The organism is Streptomyces boetiae (assembly GCF_031845405.1).
In the GTDB taxonomy this organism is placed as follows: domain Bacteria; phylum Actinomycetota; class Actinomycetes; order Streptomycetales; family Streptomycetaceae; genus Streptomyces; species Streptomyces boetiae.
In genome coordinates this window covers 32,721-47,266 of sequence record NZ_JAVREN010000021.1, presented here as the reverse complement: position 1 = coordinate 47,266, position 14,546 = coordinate 32,721, and the positions used below count along the sequence as shown (strand labels likewise).

Annotated in this window: 15 protein-coding genes; 8 read left to right on the top strand and 7 right to left on the bottom strand. The window is 74.4% G+C overall.

All coding sequences use genetic code 11. The annotated features are described in order from the left end of the window. The first annotated feature begins 22 nt into the window (after positions 1-22). The 3 genes from RM780_RS15665 (at position 23) to RM780_RS15655 (ending at position 3,120) form a co-directional block, all read left to right on the top strand. Positions 23-1,054, top strand: a complete 1,032-nt coding sequence (locus RM780_RS15665) for a FecCD family ABC transporter permease (protein ID WP_311631334.1) — start codon at positions 23-25, stop codon at positions 1,052-1,054. A gap of 194 nt (positions 1,055-1,248) precedes the next feature. Continuing rightward, on the top strand, positions 1,249-2,268 hold the full coding sequence (locus RM780_RS15660; RefSeq protein ID WP_311631361.1) for a FecCD family ABC transporter permease: 1,020 nt from the start codon (positions 1,249-1,251) through the stop codon (positions 2,266-2,268). Positions 2,269-2,274: 6 nt separating this feature from the next. Further along, the gene (locus tag RM780_RS15655) at positions 2,275-3,120 is read left to right on the top strand and encodes an ABC transporter ATP-binding protein (protein WP_311631333.1); all 846 of its coding nucleotides are present in this window, start codon (positions 2,275-2,277) and stop codon (positions 3,118-3,120) included. Positions 3,121-3,139: 19 nt separating this feature from the next. Here the strand turns inward: RM780_RS15655 and RM780_RS15650 are convergent, their stop codons facing one another. After that, the gene (locus RM780_RS15650) at positions 3,140-4,087 is read right to left on the bottom strand and encodes a methionyl-tRNA formyltransferase (RefSeq protein WP_311631332.1); all 948 of its coding nucleotides are present in this window, start codon (positions 4,085-4,087) and stop codon (positions 3,140-3,142) included. A gap of 131 nt (positions 4,088-4,218) precedes the next feature. Between RM780_RS15650 and RM780_RS15645 the strand changes: the two genes are divergently transcribed. Beyond that, a complete protein-coding gene (locus RM780_RS15645) occupies positions 4,219-5,559 on the top strand; it encodes a lysine N(6)-hydroxylase/L-ornithine N(5)-oxygenase family protein (RefSeq protein WP_311631331.1) in 1,341 nt (446 codons plus the stop codon). Here the strand turns inward: RM780_RS15645 and RM780_RS15640 are convergent. Both RM780_RS15640 and RM780_RS15635 read right to left on the bottom strand, forming a co-directional pair. Next, complete coding sequence (locus tag RM780_RS15640; protein ID WP_311631330.1) at positions 5,543-7,468, bottom strand: right-handed parallel beta-helix repeat-containing protein; 1,926 nt, start codon at positions 7,466-7,468, stop codon at positions 5,543-5,545. The two genes, RM780_RS15645 and RM780_RS15640, sit on opposite strands and share 17 nt — an antisense overlap. Before the next feature lie 168 nt (positions 7,469-7,636). After that, positions 7,637-8,344 (bottom strand): response regulator transcription factor, encoded by a 708-nt coding sequence (locus RM780_RS15635; protein ID WP_311631329.1) that lies wholly within the window; start codon positions 8,342-8,344, stop codon positions 7,637-7,639. A gap of 175 nt (positions 8,345-8,519) precedes the next feature. Between RM780_RS15635 and RM780_RS15630 the strand changes: the two genes are divergently transcribed. Together RM780_RS15630 and RM780_RS15625 are read left to right on the top strand one after the other, a co-directional pair. Then, positions 8,520-8,927: a YciI family protein gene (locus RM780_RS15630; RefSeq protein ID WP_311631328.1), complete on the top strand. Its 408-nt coding sequence runs from the start codon at positions 8,520-8,522 to the stop codon at positions 8,925-8,927. Further along, positions 8,924-10,105: an RNA polymerase sigma factor gene (locus tag RM780_RS15625; RefSeq protein WP_394812987.1), complete on the top strand. Its 1,182-nt coding sequence runs from the start codon at positions 8,924-8,926 to the stop codon at positions 10,103-10,105. The genes RM780_RS15630 and RM780_RS15625 overlap by 4 nt, the downstream gene beginning before the upstream one ends. A gap of 37 nt (positions 10,106-10,142) precedes the next feature. Here the strand turns inward: RM780_RS15625 and RM780_RS15620 are convergent, their stop codons facing one another. Next, the gene (locus RM780_RS15620; protein ID WP_311631327.1) at positions 10,143-11,231 is read right to left on the bottom strand and encodes a sensor histidine kinase; all 1,089 of its coding nucleotides are present in this window, start codon (positions 11,229-11,231) and stop codon (positions 10,143-10,145) included. A 95-nt stretch (positions 11,232-11,326) separates the two neighbouring features. Between RM780_RS15620 and RM780_RS15615 the strand changes: the two genes are divergently transcribed. Together RM780_RS15615 and RM780_RS15610 are read left to right on the top strand one after the other, a co-directional pair. Then, entirely contained in the window at positions 11,327-11,821 is a 495-nt protein-coding gene (locus RM780_RS15615; protein WP_311631326.1) for a hypothetical protein, read from the top strand. After that, positions 11,818-12,141: a transcriptional regulator gene (locus RM780_RS15610; RefSeq protein ID WP_311631325.1), complete on the top strand. Its 324-nt coding sequence runs from the start codon at positions 11,818-11,820 to the stop codon at positions 12,139-12,141. Before RM780_RS15615 ends, RM780_RS15610 begins: the two co-directional genes overlap by 4 nt. Here RM780_RS15610 and RM780_RS15605 read toward each other — a convergent pair. The 3 genes from RM780_RS15605 to RM780_RS15595 are packed head-to-tail and all read right to left on the bottom strand — an operon-like array spanning position 12,138 to position 14,489. Next, positions 12,138-12,710, bottom strand: coding sequence for a hypothetical protein (locus tag RM780_RS15605; protein ID WP_311631324.1), 573 nt, complete (start codon positions 12,708-12,710; stop codon positions 12,138-12,140). The two genes, RM780_RS15610 and RM780_RS15605, sit on opposite strands and share 4 nt — an antisense overlap. Before the next feature lie 22 nt (positions 12,711-12,732). Beyond that, positions 12,733-13,275, bottom strand: a complete 543-nt coding sequence (locus RM780_RS15600; RefSeq protein WP_311631323.1) for a flavoprotein — start codon at positions 13,273-13,275, stop codon at positions 12,733-12,735. Further along, on the bottom strand, positions 13,272-14,489 hold the full coding sequence (locus RM780_RS15595; protein ID WP_311631322.1) for a helix-turn-helix domain-containing protein: 1,218 nt from the start codon (positions 14,487-14,489) through the stop codon (positions 13,272-13,274). The genes RM780_RS15600 and RM780_RS15595 overlap by 4 nt, the downstream gene beginning before the upstream one ends. Positions 14,490-14,546: the final 57 nt, after the last annotated feature.

The following is a 14,546-nucleotide window of genomic DNA, read 5'->3' as shown; positions in this document are numbered from 1 at the left end:
AGAGGCGAACGGGGAGACGAGCATGGGACGAGGCCGCACGCGCGCTGCCCGCGGGCTGCTGGTGCTGGCGCTCGCCGCCGCGCTGCTGACGCTGTGCCTGCTCTCGCTCGGCCTGGGCGCGCGGGACATCCCGCCCCTGGACGTGATCCGGACGCTGCTGGGCACCGCCCCCGACCGCCAGGTGGAGAACATCGTCTGGGAGGCCCGCGTCCCGCGCACCCTCCTGGCGCTGGCCACCGGCGCCGCCCTCGGCCTCTCCGGCGCGCTGATGCAGGCCCTCACCCGCAACCCGCTGGCCGACCCGGGCATCCTCGGTGTCAGCGCGGGCGCCGCGTTCGCCCTCGTCGTCGCGGCTGTCACCCTCGGGGTCGGCTCGGCGCAGGGCCGCATCCTGTTCGCCTTCGTGGGCGCGCTGGCCGCCAGCGTCGGCGTCTACCTGCTGGGCAACGCCGGGCGTTCCGGCCTCACACCAGTGAAGCTCGCGCTGGCCGGGGTCGCCATCACCGCGCTGCTGACCTCGCTCACCAGCGCGTTCGTGCTGACCCAGCCCGAGTCGCTGAACCGGTACCGCTTCTGGAGCGCCGGCTCGCTGGCCGAGCGGCAGGCCGCCGACCAGCTCCTGACCGTGCTGCCCTTCCTCGTCGCCGGGGCGGCGCTGGCCCTGGCCTGCACGCCCGCGCTCAACAGCCTCGCGCTGGGCGAGGACGTGGCCGCCGCGCTCGGGCGGCGCACCGGCCTGATCCGGCTCGCCGGGGTCGCCGCGGTGACGCTGCTGACGGGGGCCGCGGTCGCCCTCATCGGCCCGGTCGTCTTCCTCGGGCTGGTCGTGCCGCACCTGGCCCGGGTGTTCGCCGCGCGCGCCGGGATCGGGCCCGACCACCGCTGGCTGCTGCCCGTCTCGGCCGCGCTGGCGCCCTGCCTGCTGCTGGCCGCGGACGTGCTGGGGCGGGTCGTGGCCCGGCCGCTGGAGATCCAGGCGGGCGTGCTGGTGGCGTTCATCGGCGGCCCGTTCTTCATCGCGCTCGTGCGGCGCCGGCACTTCGCGGAGGTCTGAGCGTGACGGATCTGAGCGACTCCCGCGCGGGCGCGGCGACCGGCGCGGAGCAGGCGCGCGCGGACCGCACCGGTGCCGGCCGGGCCGCCGCCGGCGCGTCCGGCGCGTCCGGCGTCGAGAACACCCGGGACGGACCCCTCGCGGGCCCCGGCACCCCCGGCGGTGGCCCGGTCTCCCGGCGCCGGACGTTCCGCCTGCGCGTGCCGCCCGTCTCCGGCTACCTTCGGCCCCGCCAGCTCGCCGTCTGCGGCGTGCTCCTGGCCGCCGTCTTCGGCGTCTTCTGCTGGAGCCTGGCGGTGGGCGACTTCCCGCTGTCGCTGCCGGAGGTCCTCGGCGGCCTGGCCGGCACGGGCGATCCGGGAAACGCCCTGGTGGTGCGGGAGTTCCGGCTGCCGCGCGCCCTGACCGGCCTGCTGGTGGGCGTGGCCTTCGGGATGTCCGGGGCCATCTTCCAGACGATGACCCGCAACCCTCTGGCCAGCCCCGACATGATCGGCATCACCCAGGGCGCCGGGGCCGCCGTGGTCGGCGGCGTGGTCCTGGGCTGGGGCAGCGGCCTGGGCACCCAGACCCTCGGGCTGCTCGGCGCGACGGCCACCGCGCTGCTGATCTACGCGCTGTCCTGGAAGCGCGGCACCACCGGGTACCGGATCGTCCTGATCGGCATCGGCCTGGCGTGGATGTGCACCAGCTTCACCGACTACCTCACCGCCCGCGGCGGCATGCAGGAGGCCCAGGCCGCCATCGGCTGGCTGGTGGGCAACCTCAACGCCCGCAACTGGGACCACGTCACGCCCCTGGTCCGGGCCCTGGCCGTGCTGGTGCCCGCGGCGCTGCTGCTGGGCCGCTGGACGCGCAACCTCCAGCTCGGCGACGAGGTCGCCACCGCGCTGGGCACCCCGGTGCAACGCGTGCGGCTGGCGCTGCTGCTGACCGGCGTCGGCCTGGTCGCCTTCGGAACGGCCGCGGCGGGCCCCGTCGCGTTCGTGGCCCTGGCCGCCCCGCAGATCGCGCAGCGGCTGACCGGCGCGGCCTGGCCGCCGCTGATCGCCTCGGGCCTGACCGGCGGGCTGGTCGTCCTGCTCTCCGACCTGGCCGCCCGGGAGCTGATCCCCGGCACCGAGCTGCCGGTCGGCGTCGTCACCGGGGTGCTGGGCGCCCCGTTCCTGCTCTGGCTGCTCATCCGCGTGAACCGCGCGGGCTCGGGAGGCTGATCGTCCATGGATCACGTGCGTGGGCCCGAACTGCGGGCCGACGGGCTGCACTTGGGCTACGGTGACCGCACGGTGGCCGAGGGCCTGGACCTGGCCGTGCCGCCGGGCCGCGTCACCGCCATCGTCGGGGCCAACGCCTGCGGCAAGTCCACGCTGCTGCGCGCCCTGGCCCGGCTGCTGACGCCCCGCCAGGGCGCGGTCCGGCTCGACGGGCGCGCCCTGGCGGACTACCCCTCCCGCGAACTCGCCCAGCGGCTGGGCATCCTGCCGCAGAGCCCCGTCGCCCCCGAGGGCCTGAGCGTCATCGACCTGGTCAGCCGCGGGCGTTCGCCGCACCAGACCTGGTGGCGGCAGTGGTCGCGCGGCGACGAGGAGGCCGTCCACGCGGCGCTGGCCGCCACCGGGATGACCGAGCTGGCCGACCGGCCGGTGGACGAGCTCTCCGGCGGGCAGCGGCAGCGCGCGTGGATCGCCATGGCCGTGGCCCAGGGAACGCCCGTGCTGCTGCTGGACGAGCCGACCACCTACCTCGACCTGGCCCACCAGATCGAGGTGCTGGACCTGATCACCGACCTGAACCGCAACGAGGGCCGCACCGTCGTGATGGTGCTGCACGACCTCAACCAGGCCTGCCGGTACGCCGATCACCTCATCGCGATGAAGGAGGGCCGGGTCGTGGCGGAGGGGGCCCCGGCCGCGGTCATCACGCGGGAGACCGTGGCCGAGGTCTTCGGCCTGCGCTGCCGCATCGACCCCGACCCGGTCAGCGGGACCCCGATGGTCATCCCCCTCGGGCGCCACCACGCGCCGGCCCCGGCCGGGGCCGAGGTCCCCGCCTCCGCCTCGTCCTAGGGGCGGGGCCCGGCGGGCCTCAGGGGCGGGCGGTGAGGTAGCCGCCCATGGTGCGGAAGAACTCGCGGGCGGGCAGCTCCGTGCCGTCCTCCCGGCGCACCTTGCGCACCAGCAGGCCGTGGCCGCGCCCGCGCCGCGCGTCCGCGCCCGCGACGATCACCACGCCGTCGCCCTCGGGGATGAACACCCGCCCCGGCGTGCCGCCGTAGAGCCCCTCGGATATCCCGGCCTCGACGATGCGCACGCGCTCGCCCCGGTAGTGCGTGAAGGCGTTGGGGTAGGGGTCGGACTGCGCCCGTACCAGGCGCTCCAGGTCCTCGGCGGGCCAGCTCCAGTCGATCCGGCTGTCCTCCAGCGAGCGCTTGTGGAAGAACGAGGCCCGGGAGCGGTCCTGCGGCGTCCACCGCGCCCGGCCGGAGGCGATGAGGTCCAGGGAGTCGCGCACGATCGGGCCGATCAGGTCCACCGTGCGGTGGAAGAGGTCGGTGGCCGTGTCGCGCGGCCCCACGGGGACGGCGTGCTGGAGCAGGATGTCCCCGGCGTCCAGCGCGGCGTCCATCCGGTGCGCGGTGACGCCCACCTGGCGCTCGCCGTTGATCAGGGCCCAGATGATCGGGGAGAAGCCGGCGTAGGCCGGGAGCAGCGAGTCGTGGATGTTGAGCGTCCCGTGCGGGGGGAGGCCGAAGATCTCCGGCGGCAGCCAGGTGCGCCAGTTGTTCGCCACGATGATCTCGGGGGCCGCGTCCCGCAGAGCGGTCAGCAGCTCCTCGTCGTCGGGGCGCCGGCGCAGCAGCACCGGAACGCCGTGCTTCCCGGCCAGTTCGGCGACCGAGTCGTCCCAGATCTTCTCGTAGGCGTGGTCGCTCGCGGGGTGTGTGACCACGAGCGCCACCTCGTGACCCGCGTCGAACAGCGCCTGGAGGGTGCGGTGCCCCCAGGTCTGGTAGCCGAACATGGCGACCCTCATGCCGCGCGTTCCCTTCTGCCGGACTTCTTCGGGCTCTTCGGACCCTCGCGGTCTTCCGAGTCTCCCGGACTCCCTTGCGAGGTTAGGCAAACCTTACCTAACATGTCCCGGGCTGAGGAGGCGATGCCGCGGTGAAGACGCTGCCGAGTGGTTCGGATGCGATCTACGACATAGTGGGCGTGGGGTTCGGGCCGTCAAATCTGGCGCTGGCGGTGGCGATCGAGGAGTACAACGCCTCGCTGCCGCTCGACCGGCTGGACCGGCGCCTGAAGGCCGGATTCCTGGAGGCCCAGCCGCGCTTTGGCTGGCACCGGGGCATGCTCATCGAGGACGCCACCATGCAGGTGTCGTTCCTCAAGGACCTGGTGACCCTGCGGAACCCCACGAGCGACTTCTCCTTCGTGAGCTACCTGCACGAGCAGGGGCGGCTGGTCGACTTCCTGAACCAGAAGACGTTCTTCCCGCTGCGGGTGGAGTTCCACGCGTACTTCGAGTGGGCGGCCTCGCGGGTGGACCACCTCGTGGAGTACGGCGCGGAGGTGCTGGCCGTGGAGCCGGTCACCGACGAGCGGGGCGAGGTCCGCTGGCTGGAGGTGACCAGCCGCGACCCCGCCGGGGGCGGCACCGTGGTGCGCCGCACGCGGAACCTCTGCGTGGCCACCGGCCTGGAGCCGCACCTGCCGCCGGGTACCGCCCTGTCCGAACGCGTGTGGCACACCAGCCAGTTGCTCGACCGGGCGGCGAACGTCCCCGGCGGGCCTGGCGCGGTGCGGCGGGCCGTGGTGCTGGGCGCCGGGCAGTCCGCGGCGGAGGCCGTCGACTACCTGCACCGCACCTTCCCCCAGGCCGAGGTGTGCTCGGTCTTCGCCAAGTACGGCTACACCCCGGCCGACGACAGCCCGCTGGCCAACCGGATCTTCGACCCGGAGGCCGTGGACGTCTACCACGGCTCCCCGCAGAACGTGAAGCGCTCCCTGGACGACTACCACCGCTCCACCAACTACTCCGTGGTGGACATGGACCTGATCGAGTCCCTGTCCGCGACGCTCTACCGCGAGAAGGTCACCGGCCGGCGCCGCCTGCGGATGATGAACGTCTCGCGCATCCGCGAGGTCCAGGACGGCCCCGAGGGCCTGTCGCTGACGGTCGAGTACCTGCCCACGGGCGAACGCCAGGTGCTGGAGGCCGACGTGCTGGTGCACGGCACGGGGTACCGGCCGCGGGACCTCGCCGCCCTGCTCGGGGACCTCTCCAAGCTCTGCGAGCGGGACGACGAGGACGCCGTCCGCGTCGGCCGCGACCACCGGGTGGCCACGGCCGAGCGGCTGACCGCCGGGATCTACCTCCAGGGCGCCACCGAGCACACCCACGGCATCACCTCCACCCTGCTGTCCACGGCGGCCGTGCGGGCCGGGGAGATCCTGGACTCCCTCCTCGCCCGCTCCTCGGCGGCCGTCAGCGGCGTGGGCTGAGCAGTCCCGCGCCGTCCAGCACGGCCGCGCAGGCGGGCCGGGCGCGGCAGTCCGCGCGCGGGGCGAGCGGCGAGAGCCGGGTGGAGCCCGCGAACTCCACCTGCTCGCCGTCCCCTTCCCACCAGTAGGCGCTCTCGTCGTCCAGGAACGTCCCCTCGAACCGGATCCCGCGCGGCGCGACCCCGCCCACGCTCGCCTGGTTGGCGAACAGGACGTTGTCCCGGTACGTCACCATGTCCCCGCCGTCGTCCGGGTACAGGGCGTAGGGCGGGTACTCGGCGGCGGTGGCGGCCGGGCCGTCCGCGTGGTGCACGACGTTGCGCTCGACCAGCGCGCCCTCCTCGAACGACGGGCCCTGCGGGCCGTTTCCGTAGATTCCCCCGCCGTCGATGAGCACGGAGTTGGTGTGGTGCACCAGGTTGTCCGTGATCCGCAGGCCGCCGGTGGTCGTGCCGTCCCCGGCGACGTTCAGGTGCGCGATGCCCGAGTAGGGGATGTGGGCCACCTCGTTGTGCGCGATCAGCGAGTCGTGCGTCTGGTTCAGCAGGATGCCCCACGAGCCCCGGTAGTCGCGGCCGGCGTGGTGCACCCAGTTGTCCACCACTTCGATGCCGCGCGGCGCCGCCGCCGGGTCCTCGTCCGCGCTCTGCACGTGGAAGCCGCCGCCGGAGACGTCCTCCACGGTGTTCGCGCGTATCTCGATGTCCCGGGTGCGGCCGGCCAGTTCGAGAGCCGAGGCCCCGAGCCGCGTGAAGCGGTTCCCCTCGAAGGAGAGGTCGCGCGCGCCGGAGAACGACAGCGCCGCCGGCATCGTCGCCGCCTCCTGCGCCGTGGGGTCCTCGCCCGTGTAGTACCAGGTGCCGATGATGTGCGGGAAGCCGTCCGGGCCGCTGGGCGCCGTCCAGCCCGCCTCGGTGAACTCAAGGCCCCGCAGCGCCAGGTCGTGCAGCGGCTCCCCGGCCGTTCCCCGCCCGGTGACCAGCCGCTCCAGCACCGGCGCCACCACGCCGCCGCGCGGGCGGCCGTTGAGATAGAGCACGTGCCGCCCAGGCTCGGAGCGGTCCAGATACCAGCTCCCGGGGCGCTCCGGCAGGAAGGAGGGGTCGTTCTCCACGGCGGTCGGCGGTATCAGGCCCTGGCCGTTGTCCGCGCCGTACAGCTCCGCGTAGATGTCCCGGGCCCGGCGGTGGCAGGGCTGGTCCATCACGACCTCGGTCCCCGTGGCGTCGCCCCGGACGGAGGCCACGCCGCAGCGGCCCTCGGAGTAGGAGTCGGCGAAGGTGTGGACCAGCTCCACGTCGCCCGGCCGCTCCCACTCCTGCGGCGCGGTGGACTCGGTGACGAACCCGGCCTCGGTCGGGTGCAGCTCGGGGACCTCCCGCGCGGCGGCGCGGGGCGCGCGCCGGCCGTCGACGTAGAGCTGGCGGGTGTCGAGGTCCCCGACCTCCGCGCGCCACAGCCCGCCCCCGGCCGGCTCCCAGCCGGTGACCTCCCGGCCGCCGCTGAGCGTGACCCGCTCCTGGCGCGGCGTCCCGAACCCGTACGCCTGATACACCACCCGGTGGCCGCCCGCGCCCGAGTCCCCGGCCGTCCCGTCGAAGTCCAGCGGCCGGTCCAGCCGGTACGTCCCGCCGCGCAGGTGCACGATCACCTCGCCCCGGGCGCTCGCCCCCTCGTCCCCTCCCTCCCCTCCGTCGGCCAGGGCGCGGACGGCCTGCTGCGCGCGGGCCGGGGTCGCGAAGGGGCGTCCCTCGGTCCCGGGCCAGGCGTCGTCCCCCCAGGGCGCGACGTAGAGCTGCGCGGCCGGCGCCCCGGCCCGGTCGGGCACCTCCCCGGCCACGGCCGGTACGGCCGCCAGCAGCGGCAGCGCGAGCAGCGCGGCACCCATGGTGCGCGGCCTCCACGGCATGATGCGTATCCCCTTCGTGTGGCGAATCGCGGTGCTGCTCGGGGCGACTCGCGGTGACGTTCGGTGACCGGTCACCAGGGACGTTACGCAACGCGTCCGGGTCGGCACATCCGGCGTACGGTGCAGCGTTGACCACCTACTTCCGTCGGATGCCGCACGCCCCGGGGATTACTCGGGGCGCGGGCGCACCAGCCGAAGGTCGTACGCCAGCACCACCGCCTGCACCCGGTCGCGCAGGCCGAGCTTGCGCAGGACGCCGGAGACGTGCGCCTTCACCGTGGCCTCGGTCAGCCCGAGGCGGGCGCCGATCTCGGCGTTGGACAGGGCGTGTGCGACCAGCCGCAGCACCTCGAACTCCCGCGGGCTGAGCGCGTCCAGCCCCGCCGGGCGCCCCTCCCGCGCGGCGGGCAGCGCCGGCGCGAAGCGCTCCAGCAGCCGCCGCGTCACCGAGGGTGCCAGCAGCGCGTCCCCGCCCGCGACCACCCCGATCGCCTCGACCAGGTCGGCGGGCCGCACGTCCTTCAGCAGGAAGCCGCAGGCCCCCGCCCGCAGCGCCGCGTGCACGGCCTCGTCCACGTCGTAGGTCGTCAGCACCACGATCCGGGCCGGGCTGCCGGAGGACACGATCCGCCGGATGGCCTCGATGCCGTCCACGTGCGGCATCCGCACGTCCATCAGCACGACATCGGGCTTCAGGGTCGCGGTCAGCACCGCGGCCTCCTCGCCGTCCCCGGCCTCGCCGACCACCTCAAGTCCGGGGCGGGAGTCGATGATCATGCGGAAACCGGTCCTGACCAGGGCCTGGTCGTCGGCGAGGAGGACGCGCACGGGCGGCGCCCCCTCGGGCCGGGAGGGCCGGCCGGGCTGGTCGCTCATGCCGCACAGCGTAGGGCCGGGCGGGCGCGTCGGGCGGCCCCACCCCACGGGCGCCGGCCGGTTCCTCCACGGGAGTCAGAAAAACTTCGCCGGGGATGTCGAGAAGCCGCGGGCGGCTCCGTCCCCGCAGTGAACGTGACCAGAATGGGTCGCGTCGGCACAGAGGAGAGACACCATGGCCAAGTACCTGCTCCTGAAGCACTACCGCGGCGCCCCCGACCCGGTCAACAACGTCCCCATGGACCGGTGGACGCCCGAGGAGATCTCCGCCCACATCCGTTACATGGAGGAGTTCGCGGACCGGCTGCGGGAGACCGGCGAGTTCGTCGACGGCCAGGCGCTCGCCCCCGAGGGCATGTGGGTCCAGTACGACGGCGAGGGCCGCCCGCCGGTCACCGACGGGCCGTTCCCCGAAACCAAGGACCTCATCGCCGGCTGGATGGTGATCGACGTGGACAGCCAGGAGCGCGCCGTCGAGCTGGCCGGGGAGCTGTCCGCCGCCCCCGGCGCGGGCGGGAAGCCGATCCACGAGTGGCTGGAGCTGCGCCCGTTCTACGGCACGGCGCCCACCATCACGGAGTGACCGCGGCGGTGAACCACCCCCTGCCCCCGGCGGCGGACGAGGCCCTGCTGCGGAGCCTGACGCCGACCGTGCTCGCGATCCTCGTCCGCCGCGGAGCCGACTTCGCGGCGGCCGAGGACGCCGTGCAGGACGCCCTGGTCGAGGCGGTCCGCACCTGGCCCGAGGACCCCCCGCGCGACCCGAAGGGCTGGCTGGTCACCGTCGCCTGGCGCCGGTTCCTCGACGCCACCCGCGCGGAGGCCGCCCGCCGCCGGCGCGAGGACGCCGTCGACCGGGAGCCGCCGCCGGGGCCCGCGCCCACCGCGGACGACACGCTCCAGCTCTACTTCCTGTGCGCCCACCCGTCGTTGTCCGCCTCCTCCGCGGTCGCGCTCACCCTGCGCGCCGTGGGCGGGTTGACGACGCGTCAGATCGCCGCGGCCTACCTGGTACCCGAGGCGACGATGGCCCAGCGCATCAGCCGCGCCAAGCGGACGGTCTCCCGGGTGCGCCTCGACCGGCCGGGCGACGTGGGCACCGTGCTGCGCGTCCTCTACCTGGTGTTCAACGAGGGCTACTCCGGCGATGTCGACCTGGCGGTGGAGGCCATCCGGCTCGCCCGGCAGCTCGCCGCCGCCATCGAACACCCCGAGGTCGCCGGGCTGTTGGCCCTCATGCTGCTCCACCACGCCCGGCGCGCGGCCCGCACCGCCGCCGACGGCAGCCTGGTCCCGCTGGCCGAGCAGGACCGCGGCCGGTGGGACACGGCCGCGATCGCCGAGGGCGTGCACATCCTCCAGACGGCGCTGGCCCGCGACCGGCTGGGCGAGTTCCAGGCCCAGGCCGCCATCGCCGCCCTGCACGCGGACGCGCCCCGCGCGGAGGAGACCGACTGGGTGCAGATCGTGGAGTGGTACGACGAGCTGCTGCGCTTCAACGACAGCCCCGTCGTCCGCCTCAACCGGGCGGTCGCGGTGGGCGAGGCGGACGGACCGCGGGCCGGCCTCGCGGCCCTGGCGGAGCTGGACGCCACGCTCCCGCGCCACGCCGCCGCGGTCGCCTACCTCCACGAACGCGCGGGCGACGCGGCGACGGCCGCCCGCCTGTACGCCGAGGCGGCCCAGAAGGCCCCCAACCTCGCGGAGCACACCCACCTCACCCGGCAGGCGGCGCGGCTCAACGCGGCGCTGCGGGACTGACGTTGCGGCCCGGCTCGACGCCCCGCGTCCGCGTGGCCTAACGCCCCGCCTCCGCCCGGTCGTTGAGCGGCAGCACCGCCCGCACGCGGAAGCCGTCGCCCGTCGGCCCCGCCGCGAGCGTTCCGCCGAGCATCGCCGCCCGCTCCCGCATCCCCGCGAGTCCGGCGCCGGACCCCGTCGTCCGGCCCGCCCTGGCCGGGGCGCCCGGGCGGCCGTTGTCCCGCACCTCGATCTCCACGGCCGCCTCCGTGGCGCACACCCGCACCTCCACGCGGGTGGCCCCGGCGGCGTGCCGCAGGGCGTTCGTCAGCGCCTCCTGCGCGATGCGGAACGCCGACAGCTCGACCCCGGCGGGCAGCGGCCCGGGAACGTCCGTGCTCAGCGTCACCTCAAGCCCGGCGGTCCGCAGGGGCGTTACCAGCTCGGGCAGCCGGTCGAGGCCCGGCTGCGGGTGCCGTTCCCCCTCGCCGGAGGCCAGCAGGCGGCGCAGCTCGCCCAGCGTCTCGCGCCCCGCCGTCTCGATCGCGGCCAGCGACTCCCGCGCCTGGTCCGGCCGTTGGTCGAACACGTCCCCCGCCGCGGCGGCCTGGACCACCATCACCGAGACGCTGTGCGCGATCACGTCGTGCAACTCCCGTTGGATTCGGTCCCGTTCCTCCGCGATGGCCCGACGGGCGGCCTGCTCCACGGCGTTGCGCCGACTGCGCGCCGCGTCGCCCAGCGCCCAGGCGATCACCGGCACGGTCATCGCGAAGTGCGCGTCCACGGCCGGGCCGGTCAGGTAGTTGAGCGCGGTCAACGCCAGCAGCGCGGCGAGCGCGGGCAGCGAGACGCGCGGGGGCCGCAGCGCCGCCAGGGCCCCGATCGCGAACAGCCCGGCGTAGGGGAACACCCCTTCCGGCGCGACGAGATGGATCACGGCTCCGCCGACGAGCGTCACGCCGAACACCGCCACGGGCCGCGCCCGCCGCCACCGCAGCGCCGCCCCCTGGACAACGGCCGCGGCGACGCCCGCCAGTGCGGGAGCCGCGCCGTCCCCCTCCGTGCCGTCGAGGACGACGGCGCACAGGTACAGGCCGACCAGCGGCGGCAGCACGAGGTCCCAGACGCGACGGCTCAGCGACATGCGGAAATTATCGGGGTCCGCCCCCCGCCCCCTGTCTTGCCGCACCGGAAAACCGTCTCTTTCCATCCCGGAAACTTGCGGCTACTCTTTCCGTCATGGAAACCAGCAGCGCACCTCTGACCCCCGACCAGGCCCGGGCCGCCCTCGCCGACGCCGAGCGGGTCCGCGCCTCCACGGCGGCCCTCTCCGCCACCCCGTGGCCGGCCTGGTTCGCCACCGCCATCGCGCTCTACCTCGCCGCGCTCCCCATCGCCTACGCGGGCTTCGTCGCCGACCGCGACTGGCTTCTGCCCCGCCCGGCCTGGCTGGCGCTCACGGCGGCGCTGATCGTGACGTTCCTGGCCCTCTTCGCCGCCGCGGCGAACCGGTGGCGCGCCGCCACGGGCGTCGCCCTGCGCCTCGACGTCCTCCCCAAGCGGGCGACCGTCCCCCTCTTCGTCGCCCTGCCCGTCCTCCTGGTGGGCTCGGCCTACGCCTTCCGCGCCACCGGCTCCCCGGCCTGGCCCCTCGCCGCCTCCGTCCTCGGCGCTGCCGTCTCCCTCGCCTTCCACCGCGCCTTCATCCGCCTGCACCGGCGGAACGCTTCGTGAGCGCCGACTCCCCGGACCCCCTGTCCGGTTTCGACGCCACGATCCACGCCCCGAACCGACTGCGCGTCTGCGCCCTCCTCGACACGGCGGGTGAGGCCGAATTCGCCCGCGTCCAGAGCCACTTGGGCGTCTCTGCTTCCGTCCTGAGCAAACACGTCACCGTCCTGATGGACGCCGGCTACGTCGCCCAGCGCAAGGCCACCCGCGACACCCGCCAACGCGTCTGGCTCCACCTCACCCCCGAGGGCCGCACCGCCTACCACCGCCACCTCGCGGCCCTCCACGCGATCGTGGGCCCCCCGCCCGCCCCGGCCCCTTAGCCCTGCTCCGCCCGTGCCTCGTCCCACAACGTCTCCACGTGCGCTGCGAACCGGTCGAACATCCCGTCGTCCTGGAGCCGCCGCAGGTGCAGCAACGGCGAGTCGTGGCCCACGAGATACGCCAGGTGCGGCGTCACCAGCATCTGGTCGTCGAAGCGGAACACCGACAGCGCGACGTGCTGCTCGGCCTGGCTGCGCCGCGCCTCGATCCCCTCCACCCCGGCCAGCCGCTCCAGGTGCTCCAAGGTGATCCGAATCCGCGTCGACACGGTCAACGCCGTCCGCTCCACGGCCTCCCGCCGCCGCGTCACCTCCGACTCGGGATCCCCCAACAGAAACCGCACCCGCACCCCGGCCCGCGCCTTCTTCCGCAGCACGACCGCCAGGTTCGGCTGGTCCAGCCACAGGAAGTAGTTCGTATACCCCGCGAACGTGAGCTGCTCCCGGGCCCCCGTGATCAACCCCCGCCACACCGACCCGGGACAGGCCGACCGGTACGGATACACGGCCACGACCTCCCGATCAGGCCCGGTCTTGAGCACGGCCTTGGCGGCCGACCCCCACCTCATCGCCACCTCCGCCGGTACCGGCCTACGGCGTGACCGTCGCCAGGGCCGCCACTCCGGCGTCCCACGAGAAGGTCTCCAACGTCCCCTTCCGCGCCGGGTGGGGCACGAATCCCCCCTCCCCGAGCAGGACGGCGACCCCGCTCGCCCGGAGGGTGGCAACGCTGCGGGCGAAGGCCGGGTGCGCCGCCTGCGCCTGATTCAGGTAGGGAAGAGCCACCAGCGGCACGCCGAGACCGATGGCCTCGGTGATCAGGCCCAGCGCCAGCGTGTCGGAGATGCCCTGCGCCCACTTGTTGATCGTGTTCGAGGTGGCCGGGGCGACGAGGATCGCGTCCGGCGCAGGCAGCACGTCCGGCTCGCCCGGGCGCTTGTACGCGCTGCGCACGGGATGCCCCGTGATCTCCGCGAGCCGCGGCAGGTCGTTCTCCAGCCACCGGGCCGCGCTCGGCGTCAGCACCAGGCACACATCCCATCCGGCCGCTTGGGCCGTGGCGATCCCCGTGTGCACCTCCTGGCTCGGCGGCGCGGCGCAGGCGACCAGATAGAGAACGCGCGAGGACGTCATGCGGGGAGTCCACACCGCGCGGCCAGTCCGCGCAACCGCCCCTCGGCAGAACCCGCGCCCAGCAAGGTCAATTCCTCGACCAGCTTGCGGGATTTGGCCCGACAGCGCACCTCCTCCGCAGCCTCCTCCTCCGCCTCCAGCAACGCGGACACCGCCTCCGGACGTCGTCCGGACTGAAGAAGCCCGCGGGCCGCATCGACGCGGTGCAGGGCCCGGCGTTCCCTGGGCAGGGCATCGAGTGCCGAACGGCCGATCCGCTCCGCCTCCGCCACCGCGGCGCGCCCCTCGTGGAGGCGAACCATCGCGGAGACCCGGTGGATGCGCACGTTGGTCGGGCCGAAGGCGGTCCACAGGGCGTTGCGGTCTCCGCCGAGGCGTTGCGCCACGCTCTCGGCCTCGTGGAGAAGGCCGGGAACCGCGCGGTGATCCTCTCGGTGCGCGGCGGCCATCGTCGCCTTGAGATAGAGCATGCCCAGGACGCTGAGCCCTTCTTCGCCGCGTGCGCGGAGATCGCCCTCCAAGTCCGCGGCCGTGTCCGTGGCCAGGGCCACGGCCTCCTGGCCCCTTCCGCGATGGAACAGCGCATCGCTCAGGTGGCGCGCCGCTCCGGCGCGCGCGACGGGATCGCCCGAGCGTTCCGCTGCCACGACGGCTCGGTCGGAGGCATGCCAGGCGAGGTCGCCGTCTTCGAACTTGGTCGCTGCCGCGGCGGCGAGTTGGTAGGTCAGCGCGAGTAGGACGAAGGCTTCGTCCCGGGCCGCGCCGGTGGAGTGGGCGGCGGCCTGGTTGGCCCCCACCAGTAGGGGAGGCAGCACCCTTCCCAGCGGCGAGTAGTTGGACGCCTGGAAGGCCGTCCAGCCGTAGGCAATGTTCCGGCGGAGGGTCGCAAGTTCGGGCGGACCTGCGCTCGCGCAGGAGCCCGTCAGTATGTCGTGCCGGTACAAGGTGGCGCGGATCTCGGCCAGTTCGGCGGCGTCGACGCATGGGCGGTCCGAGCGCATGGCCTCGTCGGACAGCAGCGTCTCCAGCCTCACCTTCAGGACCTGCGCCGCCTGCTCCAGCACCGACAACCGCGGGTCGGCCTGCCGGTGGCCGCCCTCAATGTCCTGCACCCACCGCCGTGATCTGCCCATCAACGTCCCGAAGTCGGCCTGCGTGAGCCGTCGCCGTCCCCGCCAATAGGCGATCCGTCGTCCGATCCCTTGGGTATCCATGCGTCCTCCAGCGAGGTCCGCCCCGGATGCACGCGCTCCGCGTGCTCACCGGCTGTC

Coding starts and splice junctions, on each gene's coding strand:
- RM780_RS15635 (WP_311631329.1), bottom strand. CDS start 8,344: ATGAGCGACCAGCCCGGCCGGCCCTCCCGGCCCGAGGGGGCGCCGCCC.
- RM780_RS15640 (WP_311631330.1), bottom strand. CDS start 7,468: ATGCCGTGGAGGCCGCGCACCATGGGTGCCGCGCTGCTCGCGCTGCCG.
- RM780_RS15595 (WP_311631322.1), bottom strand. CDS start 14,489: ATGGATACCCAAGGGATCGGACGACGGATCGCCTATTGGCGGGGACGG.
- RM780_RS15600 (WP_311631323.1), bottom strand. CDS start 13,275: ATGACGTCCTCGCGCGTTCTCTATCTGGTCGCCTGCGCCGCGCCGCCG.
- RM780_RS15650 (WP_311631332.1), bottom strand. CDS start 4,087: ATGAGGGTCGCCATGTTCGGCTACCAGACCTGGGGGCACCGCACCCTC.
- RM780_RS15620 (WP_311631327.1), bottom strand. CDS start 11,231: ATGTCGCTGAGCCGTCGCGTCTGGGACCTCGTGCTGCCGCCGCTGGTC.
- RM780_RS15630 (WP_311631328.1), top strand. CDS start 8,520: ATGGCCAAGTACCTGCTCCTGAAGCACTACCGCGGCGCCCCCGACCCG.
- RM780_RS15655 (WP_311631333.1), top strand. CDS start 2,275: ATGGATCACGTGCGTGGGCCCGAACTGCGGGCCGACGGGCTGCACTTG.
- RM780_RS15615 (WP_311631326.1), top strand. CDS start 11,327: ATGGAAACCAGCAGCGCACCTCTGACCCCCGACCAGGCCCGGGCCGCC.
- RM780_RS15605 (WP_311631324.1), bottom strand. CDS start 12,710: ATGAGGTGGGGGTCGGCCGCCAAGGCCGTGCTCAAGACCGGGCCTGAT.
- RM780_RS15665 (WP_311631334.1), top strand. CDS start 23: ATGGGACGAGGCCGCACGCGCGCTGCCCGCGGGCTGCTGGTGCTGGCG.